Source organism: Amycolatopsis benzoatilytica AK 16/65 (assembly GCF_000383915.1).
Classification (GTDB): Bacteria; Actinomycetota; Actinomycetes; order Mycobacteriales; family Pseudonocardiaceae; genus Amycolatopsis; species Amycolatopsis benzoatilytica.
Genome location: NZ_KB912942.1, coordinates 5,325,340 through 5,338,154, shown reverse-complemented (window position 1 = coordinate 5,338,154; position 12,815 = coordinate 5,325,340). Strand labels below are relative to the sequence as shown.

At 67.6% G+C, this 12,815-nt stretch carries 11 protein-coding genes and 1 tRNA gene; 7 read left to right on the top strand and 5 right to left on the bottom strand.

Annotation, left to right across the window (positions count from 1 at the left end; genetic code table 11):
* Positions 1-544: 544 nt before the first annotated feature.
* Positions 545-617, bottom strand: a tRNA-Ala gene (locus AMYBE_RS0124500).
* Between the two features lie 860 nt (positions 618-1,477).
* On the opposite strand from AMYBE_RS0124500, the gene AMYBE_RS0124495 reads away from it, so the two are divergent.
* From AMYBE_RS0124495 to AMYBE_RS45040, 4 genes are all read left to right on the top strand, one after another.
* Positions 1,478-3,082 (top strand): coagulation factor 5/8 type domain-containing protein, encoded by a 1,605-nt coding sequence (locus AMYBE_RS0124495; RefSeq protein ID WP_245573245.1) that lies wholly within the window; start codon positions 1,478-1,480, stop codon positions 3,080-3,082.
* Positions 3,083-3,166: 84 nt separating this feature from the next.
* On the top strand, positions 3,167-4,819 hold the full coding sequence (locus tag AMYBE_RS0124490; RefSeq protein WP_020662032.1) for an NAD(P)/FAD-dependent oxidoreductase: 1,653 nt from the start codon (positions 3,167-3,169) through the stop codon (positions 4,817-4,819).
* Complete coding sequence (locus AMYBE_RS0124485; RefSeq protein ID WP_020662031.1) at positions 4,816-6,243, top strand: ATP-binding protein; 1,428 nt, start codon at positions 4,816-4,818, stop codon at positions 6,241-6,243. The genes AMYBE_RS0124490 and AMYBE_RS0124485 overlap by 4 nt, the downstream gene beginning before the upstream one ends.
* Positions 6,244-6,368: 125 nt before the next feature.
* Complete coding sequence (locus AMYBE_RS45040) at positions 6,369-6,545, top strand: hypothetical protein (protein WP_154676289.1); 177 nt, start codon at positions 6,369-6,371, stop codon at positions 6,543-6,545.
* 20 nt (positions 6,546-6,565) lie between these two features.
* Here the strand turns inward: AMYBE_RS45040 and AMYBE_RS0124480 are convergent, their stop codons facing one another.
* The 4 genes from AMYBE_RS0124480 to AMYBE_RS42250 all read right to left on the bottom strand — a co-directional run bounded on the left by AMYBE_RS0124480 (position 6,566) and on the right by AMYBE_RS42250 (position 9,718).
* Positions 6,566-6,943, bottom strand: coding sequence for a hypothetical protein (locus AMYBE_RS0124480; protein WP_020661063.1), 378 nt, complete (start codon positions 6,941-6,943; stop codon positions 6,566-6,568).
* On the bottom strand, positions 6,933-7,721 hold the full coding sequence (gene istB, locus AMYBE_RS0124475; RefSeq protein ID WP_020661064.1) for an IS21-like element helper ATPase IstB: 789 nt from the start codon (positions 7,719-7,721) through the stop codon (positions 6,933-6,935). Before istB ends, AMYBE_RS0124480 begins: the two co-directional genes overlap by 11 nt.
* 31 nt (positions 7,722-7,752) lie before the next feature.
* Positions 7,753-9,108: an IS21 family transposase gene (gene istA, locus AMYBE_RS0124470; RefSeq protein WP_020661065.1), complete on the bottom strand. Its 1,356-nt coding sequence runs from the start codon at positions 9,106-9,108 to the stop codon at positions 7,753-7,755.
* A gap of 190 nt (positions 9,109-9,298) precedes the next feature.
* Complete coding sequence (locus AMYBE_RS42250; RefSeq protein WP_211226848.1) at positions 9,299-9,718, bottom strand: DUF2993 domain-containing protein; 420 nt, start codon at positions 9,716-9,718, stop codon at positions 9,299-9,301.
* 1,118 nt (positions 9,719-10,836) lie between these two features.
* On the opposite strand from AMYBE_RS42250, the gene AMYBE_RS0124460 reads away from it, so the two are divergent.
* The 3 genes from AMYBE_RS0124460 to AMYBE_RS0124450 are packed head-to-tail and all read left to right on the top strand — an operon-like array spanning position 10,837 to position 12,807.
* Entirely contained in the window at positions 10,837-11,460 is a 624-nt protein-coding gene (locus AMYBE_RS0124460) for a pentapeptide repeat-containing protein (protein ID WP_020662029.1), read from the top strand.
* Between the two features lie 34 nt (positions 11,461-11,494).
* Positions 11,495-12,094 (top strand): sulfite oxidase-like oxidoreductase, encoded by a 600-nt coding sequence (locus tag AMYBE_RS0124455; RefSeq protein ID WP_020662028.1) that lies wholly within the window; start codon positions 11,495-11,497, stop codon positions 12,092-12,094.
* Positions 12,064-12,807, top strand: a complete 744-nt coding sequence (locus tag AMYBE_RS0124450; protein ID WP_020662027.1) for a ferredoxin reductase — start codon at positions 12,064-12,066, stop codon at positions 12,805-12,807. Before AMYBE_RS0124455 ends, AMYBE_RS0124450 begins: the two co-directional genes overlap by 31 nt.
* Positions 12,808-12,815: the final 8 nt, after the last annotated feature.

The window sequence follows — 12,815 nt, the reverse complement described above, 5'->3', positions numbered from 1 at the left end:
CGCCCGTGTCTCCGACGCGTCCTTCGATGTATCTCAGCAGCCGCGCTCGTGAACGCGCAGTAGGTCGTCGACTAAGGACTCGTCGCTTTCTGGCCATGTTCGGAGTTCATCTGTACCCCGCCGCATTCCCTGGTGAATGCGTACGCACCTGCTGAACCAGGAGCGGTGGGGACCCGGGGTCGTTGCGGCTGAGCGCCGGCGTGCCAGCTCTTCCGAGCGGCGGCTCGGAACCGCACCTATTGCGGTGCCGGTCCAGCTGCGCCGGGCCGGCACCGATGGCGGCTGGTTGGTCTGACGTTTGAGTGGTCAGGCGGCGAGCATCAGCTTGTCGTGCACCGAAGGACCTTCACGACAACCACCCGATCGGCGACATGTTCTGGAGCAGAACCTGCGCCAAACCCGAAATAGGGTCAGGGCGTGCTCCAGGATTGCTCCAGCTACTGAACAGTAGCTGAAGTCCGGCCCGGCAAAACTCAAGATCCGCTGCGACGAAAAAACCGCCCTACCTGGATCTTTCGACCTGATGGGCGGTGTTTCGTCACGGTGGAGCTAAGGGGACTCGAACCCCTGACCCCCTCACTGCCAGTGAGGTGCGCTACCAGCTGCGCCATAGCCCCGAGGCGAAGGTGAACTCCGCATCTCGTATGGACATACAGTACACGGCACGTTTGAGGCCGTCCTCAGGGGGGTCGGTTAGGCGTCTCGGCAGCCCGAAGTGCCCGCTTCGACCTTCTCCGAACCGCACTTCGCTGTCGCTTGCTGGGGCCGGTTAGTGCAGGTCGGCGAGACGCTCCGGCACGTCAGCGCCGGTCGGTCGAATCCGGAGCCTGGATCCGCCGCGGTGGCAGATGCGGGCTGGGGGCGTGGTCGGTGGAGCTGCGTTCCGAGCCCCAGTCCTGACACCTCGCGCATCGGTGCTGTCGGACAGTCACCGCTCCGACGGGATCGCCGGGAAGGGGCGGGGGTGACAGAGGGTGAACCCCGCAGTACGCGACCTGCCGAGCCTTCGGGCCGACGAGCTGCGTGGCGAGCCCGCCTGTGCCGGCCACTGCTTGCGTCGTCCGAAATCAAGTCTGCCAGTCCGGCCGTACACCGGCAGCGGAACGAACGCGCACAATCGGCACTTCCGACTCACCCCTGGAGAGCGATACGGAGACGACCTTCGGTCCCTGTTTCGCCTCGTCGACGCGGCGCGCGCATGCCTCGACGGGGTATTCAGGGTCGGTGTCTGGCGGCCTTGCTCAGTCCGCCCGGACCCCGATGGCCAGCGAATCCGTCGTTCTACGCGCGCTCTGGGCAGCGGCCGTGGTCATCGAACCGGCCGCGGAACGGGCTGCTGCTGGCATCGCGCTTTGCCGTCAGTACGGCCGTTCCGGCAGTCTGGCTGGTCCTTCACACTGGCTGTGTGGGTGGGATTACTCCTCGGCCGCTGGGGCAGCCGGATCTGGGGCCGAACGTAGTCGTGTTCGATCCGTCCATGCCGGGCGCAGAGATCCAGCGCACGGTGGACGGGATCTTCGCGGAGCAGGAGAAGAACCAGTTCGGCAGCCAGCGCTATGCCGTGCTGTTCAAGCCGGGGGAGTACGCCGCTGACGTCAACGTCGGTTTCTATACCCAGGTTCTGGGCCTGGGCCGGACTCCGGACGACGTCACGATCAACGGTGCCGTGCACGTCGAGGCGGACTGGTTCCCGCCGAACAACGCGACGCGAAACTTCTGGCGTGGTGCGGAGAACCTGTCCGTGAACCCGGTCGGGGGCGCGGATCAATGGGCGGTTTCGCAGGCGAGCCCGTATCGCCGGATGCACATCCGCGGAGACCTCCGGCTCGACGACGGCGGCTGGTCGAGTGGAGGCTGGATCTCGGACACGAAGATCGACGGCCGGGTCCGGTCCGGGTCTCAGCAGCAGTGGATCTCGCGCGATTCGCAGTTCGGCGGCTGGACCGGGTCGACCTGGAACATGGTGTTCGTCGGCGTGGAGGGTGCGCCAGCTGGCACGTTCCCGGACCCGCCGTACACGACGGTGGACCGAACTCCTGTCGTTCGCGAGAAGCCTTGCCTGCAAGTGGACGAGGCCGGGAATTACTGCGTGTTCGTGCCCGCGCTCCGGTCTGCTACCTCGGGCGTCACCTGGGAGCACTTCGGTGGGCCAGGCGTCTCGTTGCCGATCGAGGAGTTCTTCGTCGTTTTGCCGGGTGCCAGCGCGGCCGAGATGAATGCGGCGCTTGCGGCGGGAAAGAACCTCCTGATCACTCCCGGGGTGTACTGCCTGGAGGAGACACTGCGGGTGACTCGGCCGGACACGGTGGTGTTGGGGCTCGGCATCGCGACCTTCGTGCCGCTCGGCGGGATCGCCGCGGTCGAAGTGGCCGATGTGGACGGTGTGAAGATCGCCGGTCTGCTGGTGGAAGCCGGGACGACCGCGTCGGCTGTCCTGATGCAGATCGGGCCGCCGGGCGCGGACGCCGACCACTCGGCGAACCCGGTCTCGCTGCACGACGTGTTCTTCCGCGTCGGCGGGGCGGTGGCCGGCAAGGCGCACACCAGCCTGGTCGTCAACAGCAACCATGTCATCGGCGATCACCTGTGGATCTGGCGGGCTGACCACGGAGCGGACGACAGCTGCGTCGGCTGGAGCGTCAACACCGGGGACACCGGCTTGGTCGTGAACGGCGACGAAGTCACGGTCTACGGCCTCTTCGTCGAGCACTTCCAGAAAACCCAGGTGGTGTGGAACGGAGACGGCGGGCGCACCTACTTCTTCCAGAACGAGATGCCCTATGACGTCCCGGACCAAGCTGTCTGGATGAACGGCGCGACGGAGGGCTACCCGGCGTATCTCGTCACCTCGGCGGCGACCCGGCACGAGGCCTGGGGACTGGGCAGCTACTGCTACTTCAACGCCAACCCGTCGGTGGCCTCGGAGTGTGCGTTCTCTGGGCCGGATTCGCCGGGTGTGCGGTTCCACAGCCTGGTCACAGTGTCGCTCAACTATCAGGGGACCATCGCGCACGTGATCAACGGCACCGGAGCGACGACGCCGGCGGACACGCAGCCGGTGAACGTAACGCGCCATCCATAGCATCCGGTCGGCTTGCCAGCTGCACGCGTCACACGATGCCGTTGCTTGCCCCGGCCGCCGGCGCGAGGCCGTAGGCTGTCGCGTGTGAGCCAGCCGATCCTGATGACCGTCGACGACGACCCCGCCGTTTCGCGGTCGGTGGCGCGCGACCTGCGTCGCCGCTACGGCAAGGACTATCGCGTCATCCGCGCCGATTCCGGTGCTGACGCCCTCGATGCCCTTCGCGAGATAAAACTGCGCGGCGACGCGGTGGCGGCGATCCTCGCCGACTACCGAATGCCGCACATGGACGGCATCGTCTTCCTCGAGAAGGCGATGGACCTGTTCCCCAACGCCCGGCGTGCCCTGCTGACCGCGTACGCCGACACCGACGCCGCGATCCAGGCGATCAATGTCGTCGATGTTGACCACTACCTGCTCAAGCCGTGGGACCCGCCCGAGGAGAAGTTGTACCCGGTCATCGACTCCCTGGTGGAGACATGGCGGGCAGTCGGCGACCGTCCGGTGGAGCAGACGAAGCTGATCGGTCACCGGTACTCGGCGCCGTCGTTCCAGATCCGCGACTTCCTCGCCCGCAACGCGGTGCCGTACCGGTGGTACTCGGTGGAAGACGAGGAAGCTGGTCGCATCCTTCAGGCCGCCGGTGCGTGCCAGACCGACATTCCGGTCGTGGTGACGCCGGATGGTGCGGTGCTGAAACAGCCTTCGGGCAGCGAGATCGCGGACGCGGTGGGCTTGTCCACGCAGCCAGCGCAGGACTTCTACGACCTGGTGGTGATCGGCGGCGGGCCGGCCGGACTCGGCGCTGCGGTCTACGGCGCTTCCGAGGGCCTGCGGACCGTTCTCGTCGAGCGGAAAGCGACTGGCGGCCAGGCTGGGACCAGTTCGCGGATCGAGAACTACCTGGGCTTCCCCGACGGAGTCTCCGGCGCGCAGCTTACCGACCGGGCTAGGCGACAGGCGCAGAAGTTCGGCGCGGAGGTGCTCACCGCGCGAGACGTGGTGGGACTCGAGGCGCGCGGATCGAGCCGGGTGGTGTCCTTCGGCGACGGATCCGAGATCGCGGCCCACTCTGTGATTCTCTCGAGCGGGGTCACTTATCGCGCTCTCGAAGCCGACGGAGTCGAGGACCTGACCGGCCGGGGCGTCTACTACGGGTCTGCCGCGACGGAAGCCCCGGAGTGCACGGACGACCACGTGTACATCGTCGGCGGAGCGAACTCCGCGGGCCAAGCCGCGGTGTTCTTCGCGCAGCACGCCGCCGAGGTGACCCTGCTGGTGCGGGGCGCGTCGCTGGAAACGTCGATGTCGCACTATCTGATCGAGCAGATCGCCGGCATCGGGAATATCCACGTGCGTACTCACACGTCGGTGGTCAAAGCTCACGGGGCCGATCACCTCGAGGCCATCACGATCTGCAAAGACGGCGTGACCGAGACAGTGGACACCGGGCACCTCTTCATCTTCATCGGAGCCGCTCCTCGCACGGAGTGGCTGGGGACGGACGTGCTGCGGGACGCCCACGGATTCGTCCGCACCGGTCCGGATCTGCTCGAGGACGGCCGGCGGCCGCCGGGATGGCATCTGGACCGCGATCCGCACTACCTGGAGTCGTCCGTGCCCGGTGTCTTCGTCGCCGGAGACGTGCGATCGCAGTCGGTGAAACGCGTGGCCTCGGCCGTCGGCGAGGGTGCCATGGCCGTGACCCTGGTCCACCGTTACTTGGAGGAACAGTGACTCAGCCCGCTTTGCCGCGCGAGGAACTGCGCGGCCTGTTCTTGTTCGAGCACCTCGGCGACCGGCAGCTCGACTGGATCGAGCAGAACGCGGTCCGCGAGGAGTTCAAAGCCGACTCCGTAGTGATCCGCGAGGGCGACCCGGCGACCTGCTTCTACGTCCTGCTCAACGGCGCGTTGCGGATGACGCGCGTGGTGGCGGGGGCCGAAGTCGAGATGAAGCGGTCCGATCAACGCGGTTCCTATTGCGGGGCAACGCAATTCCTGGCCTACCAGGACAGCGAGGCCACTTACGGCGCGACCATTTACGCGGTGAGCGACCTGACGTTCCTCGCGCTTCCCGCCGCGGAGTTCGCCGTCGAGTTCCGGCAATGGTTCCCGATGGCGGCGCACTTGCTCGAGGGCATGTATCTCGGCTGGCGCAACACCGACGCGCTGGTGTCCTCGCGCCGTCGGCTCGTTGCTCTCGGCGAACTTTCCGCCGGGTTGATGCACGAACTCAACAACCCGGCCGCAGCCGCGGTGCGAGCCACCGCGGCGCTGCGAGAACGGGTGGCCGGCATGCGGCACAAGCTCGCGATACTGGCCAAGAAGGACATCGACCCGGACCTGCTCGAACTGCTGCTCGACGTGCAGGAACGGCTCGTCAAGCAGGTCGGCGACGCGCCGCGGCTGAGCGCTATGCAGCAGGCCGACCGCGAGGATGAAATCGGCGACTGGTTCGACGAGCACGGCATCGACCAGGGCTGGGACCTCGCGAGTATCTTCGTCGCCGCCGGGCTCACCTCGGACAACCTCGACCATGTATTGGAGTCCGTAGGCGAAGGGCTGCTCGACGGCGCGGTTCGCTGGCTCGCGTATGCGCTCGAAACCGAGATGCTGATGGGCGAGATCGAAGATTCCACCAGCCGGGTATCCACGCTCGTCGGCGCGGCGAAGCAGTATTCGCAGATGGATCGCGCGCCGCATCAGTTCATCGACGTCCACGAAGGGCTCAACTCCACCCTGGTGATGATGTCGGGCAAGCTCGGCGACGGAATCCGCGTGGTCAAGGAGTACGACTGCTCCGTCGACCGGGTTCCCGCCTACGCCGCCGAACTGAATCAGGTGTGGACCAACATCATTGACAACGCGGTCGGCGCCATGGGCGGCCAGGGCACGCTCACCTTGCGCACGTGGCAGGTCGGCAAACAAGTGCGGGTCGAGATCGGCGACACCGGGCCAGGCATCCCGGAAGAGGTGCGGCAGCGCATTTTCGAGCCGTTCTTCACCACGAAAGGTGTCGGCGAAGGGACCGGGCTCGGGCTGGACATCTCGTGGCGGATCATCGTGGAGCGGCACTCGGGCGACATCAAGGTGACTTCTGAACCTGGCGACACGCGGTTCGAGGTCTGTCTTCCGGTGGAGGAGCAGGCGTCGCTCTGAACGCGTGGTTCCCTTCCTGTCGGATTCGGCGGCGGGACGAGGTCTTCGGGTTCTTTCGGCAGAAACTGTCATCGGTGCTACCCCCTCGGAGCGGGCTGACGGCTCACATCCGAGGTTAGCTGACCGTGACGACCGGATTTTTGGCCTTTTTCGCGTTTTCTTTGTGTGCCAACGGTTTTCAGTTTTTCCCTGATCGGGTGATGTTTTCGAACCCTTGTTCGAGCATCCTGGATTGCGGCAGTGCGGTGCTGATGGCGCTCGCCGAGATGGGCCAGTCCTGCTCTCCGAAATGGGCCAGCTGAGGAGTGCAGCGTAGCCGGTGTCAGCGGCGGAGCGGGATCACTCCGTCGGGTGCCGCGACGGGCATCTGCGGGCGTGCGGCTTCGGGTGTGGTGAGCAGCGCGACGATGGTGACCGGGCCGCCGCAGTGCGGGCAGTCCCGCTGGGCCGCGATGTGCGGCAGGGGCACTGCAGGCGCCAGCGGGGGCGCCGCCGGAGGCGGTGTCCCGAAGGACCTGGCGGTGACTGAGACGGGTGTGGTGCGTTCGACCTCCCGTCGGGCGGCTGCGGTGCGTTTGCACTGGCGCGAGCAGTAGAGCCGGGTCTTGGCTTGCCGGCCGGTGGCGACGAACGCTTCCCAGCAGATCGGGCAGGTCTTGCGGGTCGCGTTGTAGTTCGGGTCGTGTGGGTCAGGAGACATGTGCGTTCACCGCCTTGCGCAGCTTGTCCGATGTGGACTGATGTGAGCGGAGTCGATAGGAGGGGCCGTCGATACCGACGACGGTCGCGCGGTGCAGCAGCCGGTCCAGCATCGCTGCGGCGACGGTCGCGTCTCCGAAAGCCGTTGCCCAGTCAGCGATCCCGACGTTTGTCGTCAGGATCGTGCTCGACTTGAGGTAACGCTGGTTGATCACCTGGAACAACGCTGAGGCCCCGTCGCCGGGCAGTGGGAGATAGCCGAGCTCGTCGATCACGAGCAGTTTCGGTCCGGCGAAGAACCGCATGCAGGTGGCCCAGCGTCCTTCGACCGCGGCCTTGTGGCAGCGGGCGGCGAGGTCGGCTGCGGTGGTGAAGTAGACCCGGTTGCCGGCTTCGGCCGTGCCGCGCGCGAGTGCTGTGGCGAGCATGGTCTTTCCGACTCCGGGCGGCCCGACGAACAACACGTTGGAGGCGTCGTCGAGGAACCGCAGCGTCGCCAGGTCGCGGATGAGTTTCTCGTCGACGCCGGGTTGGGCGGCGAAGTCGAAGTCCGCCAGAGTCCAGGGATCCGGGAGGCAGGCGAACCGCAACCGGCCGGCGAGGCGGCGTTCTTCGGTGGCGTTGACCTCGATTTCCAGCAGCCTCTCCAGCGCCGCGGTCATCGACAGGTTCTCCGCGCGGGCCTGGTCGAGGATGCGGGGCAGGGCTTCGGCGGCGTTGTCGAGCTTGAGGTAGGAGAAGTGCGAGCGGAGTTGCTGATAGCGGCGGGCCTCGCTCATCTGTGGCCCTGAACGGTTTCCGGACAAGTGATCAGTCCTCCTTGGACTCATAGGTGGGTGCGCTGCCCAGCTTCGCCGCGGTGGCGGCGTAGGTGGCCAGGTCGATCACGACGTGGGCCGCGGGCCCCGTCGCGGGCAGGCCGCGCAGTCGTGCTGCTTCGGCCAACGCCGCCGCCGACGGCGGCCGGCGCGTCTTGTGGGTGCAGGGCCGATCGGTGCTGAACGCGCCCATCGCGGCGTGTTCGAGCGCGATCACGTGCCCGTCGTCGCGGACGACCCGGCCGGCCCCGTCCGGGGCGCGGTGGTGGACCGCGACCGTCGCGCCGCCCTCGGTGACGATCCGCAGCACGTCCGCGCCGAGCCGGTGACGGACCTGAACCTGCGCGCCGCCCAGCCCGGGCGGGACGGAATAGGAGTTGCCGCGAAAGGAAACCAGCGCCTGCGGCGTGACGATCCGGCCGAGGTCGAACTCGGCCGGGAACGCGACCAGCGGCAGGGCGTGCAGCCGCTCGGCCGCGGCCAGGCCGGCGACCGTGGTGCGCTCACCGTCGAGGACCCGGCGGCGGCTATCGAGCTTGGCCGCGAGACGATCCAGCCCGGCCTGCGCCTCGGCGATCGTGACGTCATCGCCGAGGGTGCGCCACCAGCGTTGCGCGGCCGAGTGGTTGGCCTTCTCGACCACACCCTTGCGGTTCCCGCGCCGCGGCGGACACGTCACCGACCGGACCCCGTAATGCTTCGCGACCTGGGAAAATGCGGGCGTGATCCGGCCTGAGGCGGGGTGGCAGACCGTGGCCATCCGGTCGAAGCGCCAGACCTGGGTCACCCCGCCCAGGCGCCGGACCACCGCGTCGAGGGCCTCGACCAGGTGCGGGAAGTCCTCGGCATCGGCCAGGACGCCGCGCCACTTGCTCGAGTGCGCCAGCGCGCCGACCAGCAGATGTGCCTGCTTCCCGGCGCCCCAGCTCGCCGGTGGGTCCGGCAGCTCGAGCCAGTCCCACTGGGTTTCCTCGCCCGGCGGGTGGGTGATGATCGCGACGTCCCGGCCGCGGGACACCTGGCAAGGCTCGCAGTGCGGGCGCAGCTGATAGCGGCGCAGCGCCCGGGTGAACGTCGAGTAGCCGCCTTGGTAGCCGAGCTCGGTGACCTCGTCCAGCAGCGTCGCCGCCCACAAGTGCGGGTCGTCGGCCAGCCGGGCGCGGCAGTAGCCGAGGAACGGCTCGAACGGGTCCGGCCCCGCTGGCCGTCGCTTGCCCGGCACCACCTCGCCGGCCAGGTAGCGGCGGATCGTCTTGCGGTCGCGTCCGAGATGTCGCGCGATCGCCGAGACCGACCAGCCTTGAGCACGCAGCGCCTGCGCCTCCACGTCTTCCTCCAGAGTGAGCATCCACGCCTCCGGTCACGATCACGGTGATCAACACCGAAACCGTCACCCCGAGGCCGCTGACCAGCGCAAACGACGCGCCGACAGGACACCCCAGCTGGGGAATTTCAGAGAGCAGGACTGGCCCTATTCAGAGAGCACCATCAGTGCTCATGAGACGGGCCCGAGGGGTCCGGTGGGCACCGCTGCCGGTTCAGGGGAGGGACCGTGTTCCGAATCCGGGAAGCGTCAACGTCATTGCCGCCGTCGTCAGCCAGCTCAGCAAGTCCGGCAAGGGAATCCGGGCGAGTCTGCCGGGCCATTCGTCGGCTGCGATCGTCAGTGTCAGCTCGTCCTCGTCTGGCCGGATTCCGGTCAGCCGCAGGCCTTTCGGCAGATCTGGCAACGGCAGCACAATCGGCTGGATCCGTTTCGGCGGACGCCTCGTCCACCGTCCGATGTGGAGCTCGGTGGGGGTCAGTACCACTGCTGAGTCTTCGATGTCCGCGGCGAGTGCCAAATAGCCCCAGTGCGGATGTTTCCGCCACCGCACCCGGAAGCCGTCCGAGTGCGGGGTCGCGATCAGGTCCGGGCGAGCGGTGGCGACCCGATCCCGCACCACGGTTCCGCTCACTTCTATGTCGAGTTCGACAGAGGCGGGAATCGCCGCTGGTGAAGGCAATCCGCGAAGCCGCACGTCTCTGGCGAACACGGTTACGCGACGCAGCGGAATGCGGTCGACGGCTTGCCGAGCGGGTTTCCCGGCTGTTGGCGGCTGCGTGGAGCTGGCTTCACGCTCAGTGCGCAAAGATTCCGGATCGCGTCGTGAGGTCGGCTGCGCGACTTCGCGTGATCGCGCGTTCGGTGCCCCAGGCGCAGTCGTGGCGTTCCGCTCCCCAGCCGTCGCGCTCTTGCCAGACGGGCGGTCGGGTGCAGGCTGAGCAGAACCCGGCGCTCCGGCGTTTTCCCGTCGGACGGTCGGCCCCTCGGCGGGGCGGCGGCCGGTGGAGTCTGGCTGCCCGTTGTGGCCGGGTGCGAGCTGCGCGTTGTCCGGAGGGCCGGCTGGGCGGGGAGTTCCAGCGCGAACGCGGGAGTCGCCCCGAACAGCCACGTGCGAGGTGTCCGCGGTGGGCGGGCCCGTCGTTTCACCACGTGCGCGCGACGTTGCTCCGGCCGTTCCAGTTCGCGCCGAGCCCCTCGAGGCGGAAGGGCCGTCAGGGCCGTCGACAGTGGGCTGAGCGGGGCCCGCCGAAGTGCCGGGGACCGGCCAGTCGATGTCCTCCGCGACGATGCGGACATCACCGACTCTGCCCGTGGCGAGTCGAAGAGAGTCAGCCGGATAGTCGAGTTCGGTGAGGGTCAGGCCGACCTCGTAGCCCTGCACCGTCGTCGCGAGGCGTCGGCCGACCAGTTGTTCGGTGACGGTCCGGGCGAGCGCGGCCGGGGTCGCGGGTACTGCGGGCAGCAGTGCTCGCCCCGCGGCAGCCAGGCCCGACAGTTCGGGCCAAGGCAGCCAGGCATCGAACCACCGGCCTTCGCTCATCCAGCCATCGTATGGCGCGGTCGCGGCGAGCGCTCCTCGCTGTGGCCTGAGCAGCGTTGCGGAGAGGGGGCGGTCGGCCACTCAGACAGCAGTTCGCCAGCGGTACGGCATCCTGTCGGGCCGCGGTGATCCTGGCCACCGGGTGGAGTCCGGCAGGAGAGCGGCCACGGACGGTGTCCGGTTCGGCATGGTCGAACTACGCTGGGCGAATGTCTGAGCACGACCAGGAACCGGCCAGCGTCGAGACGGTCGAAGGCCGCACTTACCGGAAGGAAGACTGGTACGCGGAAGAGTTCGTGTCGCGCCGGTTCGTGCGCTGCGAGTTCCATCAGGTCGACCTCACCGAGGCGGTCACCCGCGGCGTCACGTTCCTGGACTGTGTCTTCGGCAACGTGCAGTTCAACGCCTCCCGGCACACCGACTCGGCATTCACCGGATGCGAGTTCAAGCGATGCAACCTGTTCGACGCCGAGTTCACCGGGTGCAAGCTGGTCGGCAGCCGATTCCAGGAATGCGATCTTCGCCCGTTGCGAGTGACGGGCGGCGACTGGTCATTCGTTGGACTGTCCGGGGCGGACCTGCGTGGAGTCACGTTCCAGGGCGTTCGGATGCGCGAGGCAGACCTGGCCAAGGCGAACTGCTCCGGCGCGGTGTTCGCCGATGTGGACCTGTCCGGGGCGGACCTGCAGGACATCAACATCGCGCGTGCCGAGCTGCGCGGGAGCGACCTGTCGGCGCTGGATCTGACCCGTGCGGTGCTGACCGGTGCGATTGTGTCGCCCGATCAGGCCGCTGTGCTCGTCACATCGCTTGGCCTGCAGGTGCGCGGGTAGCCTCGCAGCTGGCTGGGGTATCGGAAGGAGAGCGATGGGGGTTGTCACGCCAGGTTTCACCGGGCGCGAGCGCGGTGCCAACCCGCGCCTGCCGCCGGGGCAGTACCTGGCCGAAGACTTCCCGGTGCTGTCGGCCGGGCCGACGCCGCGGGTCAGCACGGATCGGTGGGAATTCGCGGTCGTGGCGGAAAGCGGTGAGCGCCGTTCGTGGTCCTGGCGTGAGCTGATGGACCTGCCGAGCGAGAAGATCACAACAGATCTTCACTGCGTGACTCAGTGGTCCAAATTGGACACGCGCTGGCGTGGTGTTCCGGTGGACGCGCTGATCGGTGACCTCGAAACTCGCGCCGACTACCTGATGGCGCATTCCTACGGCGGCTACACCACGAATCTTCCCCTCGCCGACCTGCTCGACGGCCAGGCTTGGATCGCGTACGAATACGACGGCAAGCCCCTCACTCCGGAACACGGAGGGCCGGCGCGTTTGTTGGTTCCGCACCTCTACCTGTGGAAATCGGCGAAGTGGGTACGCGAGCTGCGGCTCGCCACGAAAGATGAACCGGGCTTCTGGGAGAAGGTCGGCTACCACGATTACGGAGATCCATGGCGGGAACAGCGGTATCAGGGCGACTAGCGTGGCGTGTCGCTCGGCTCGCAGACGTCCGGCAGGAGACGGCGACGGCGCGCACGCTTGTCTTCGACATCGAGGGCTGGCCCGGGCATCTCGCAGGGCAACACGTCGACGTTCGACTCACCGCTGCGGACGGATACACGGCGCAGCGCAGCTACTCGCTCGCCGGGCAGCCGAACGGCGACCGGATCGAGCTCACCGTGCAGCGGGTGCCGGACGGCGAAGTGTCCGAACACCTCGCGGGTCCGTATGCGATCGGTGACCCGGTAGAGATCCGCGGCCCGATCGGCGGTTGGTTTGTATGGCGACCGGCGGACGCGGCTCCAGTTCTGCTCATCGCGGGCGGCGCGGGCATCGTTCCGCTGATGGCGATGATCCGGGCTCGCCGCCAAGCTGGCAGCAAGGCATTGTTCCGGCTTCTCTATTCGCTGCGTACGCCGGCGGAGCTGTACTACGCAGAAGAACTCCGCAAACCCTATGCGGGGCTGGACATCACGTACGTCTATACCCGGGAACTGCCGGCCGGACATTCCGGAGTTCCGCGGCGGGTCGACCTGGCGACGATGAGCGCCGTGTCCTGGCCGGTCGAATTCGGTGCCACCACATACATCTGCGGGCCAACCGGGTTCGTCGAGACGGCGGCGGACCTCATGCTGGAACTGGGGCACACGCCGGACTCGATTCGGACCGAACGGTTCGGCCCCAGCCGGGACTGAGCCGGCGG

Bases quoted from the DNA above. Each gene is read 5' to 3' on its own strand.
- AMYBE_RS0124495 (WP_245573245.1), top strand. From the start codon at position 1,478: ATGCCGGGCGCAGAGATCCAGCGCACGGTGGACGGGATCTTCGCGGAG.
- AMYBE_RS0124480 (WP_020661063.1), bottom strand. From the start codon at position 6,943: ATGTCTCCTGACCCACACGACCCGAACTACAACGCGACCCGCAAGACC.
- istB (WP_020661064.1), bottom strand. From the start codon at position 7,721: ATGAGCGAGGCCCGCCGCTATCAGCAACTCCGCTCGCACTTCTCCTAC.
- istA (WP_020661065.1), bottom strand. From the start codon at position 9,108: ATGCTCACTCTGGAGGAAGACGTGGAGGCGCAGGCGCTGCGTGCTCAA.
- AMYBE_RS0124460 (WP_020662029.1), top strand. From the start codon at position 10,837: ATGTCTGAGCACGACCAGGAACCGGCCAGCGTCGAGACGGTCGAAGGC.
- AMYBE_RS0124455 (WP_020662028.1), top strand. From the start codon at position 11,495: ATGGGGGTTGTCACGCCAGGTTTCACCGGGCGCGAGCGCGGTGCCAAC.
- AMYBE_RS0124450 (WP_020662027.1), top strand. From the start codon at position 12,064: ATGGCGGGAACAGCGGTATCAGGGCGACTAGCGTGGCGTGTCGCTCGG.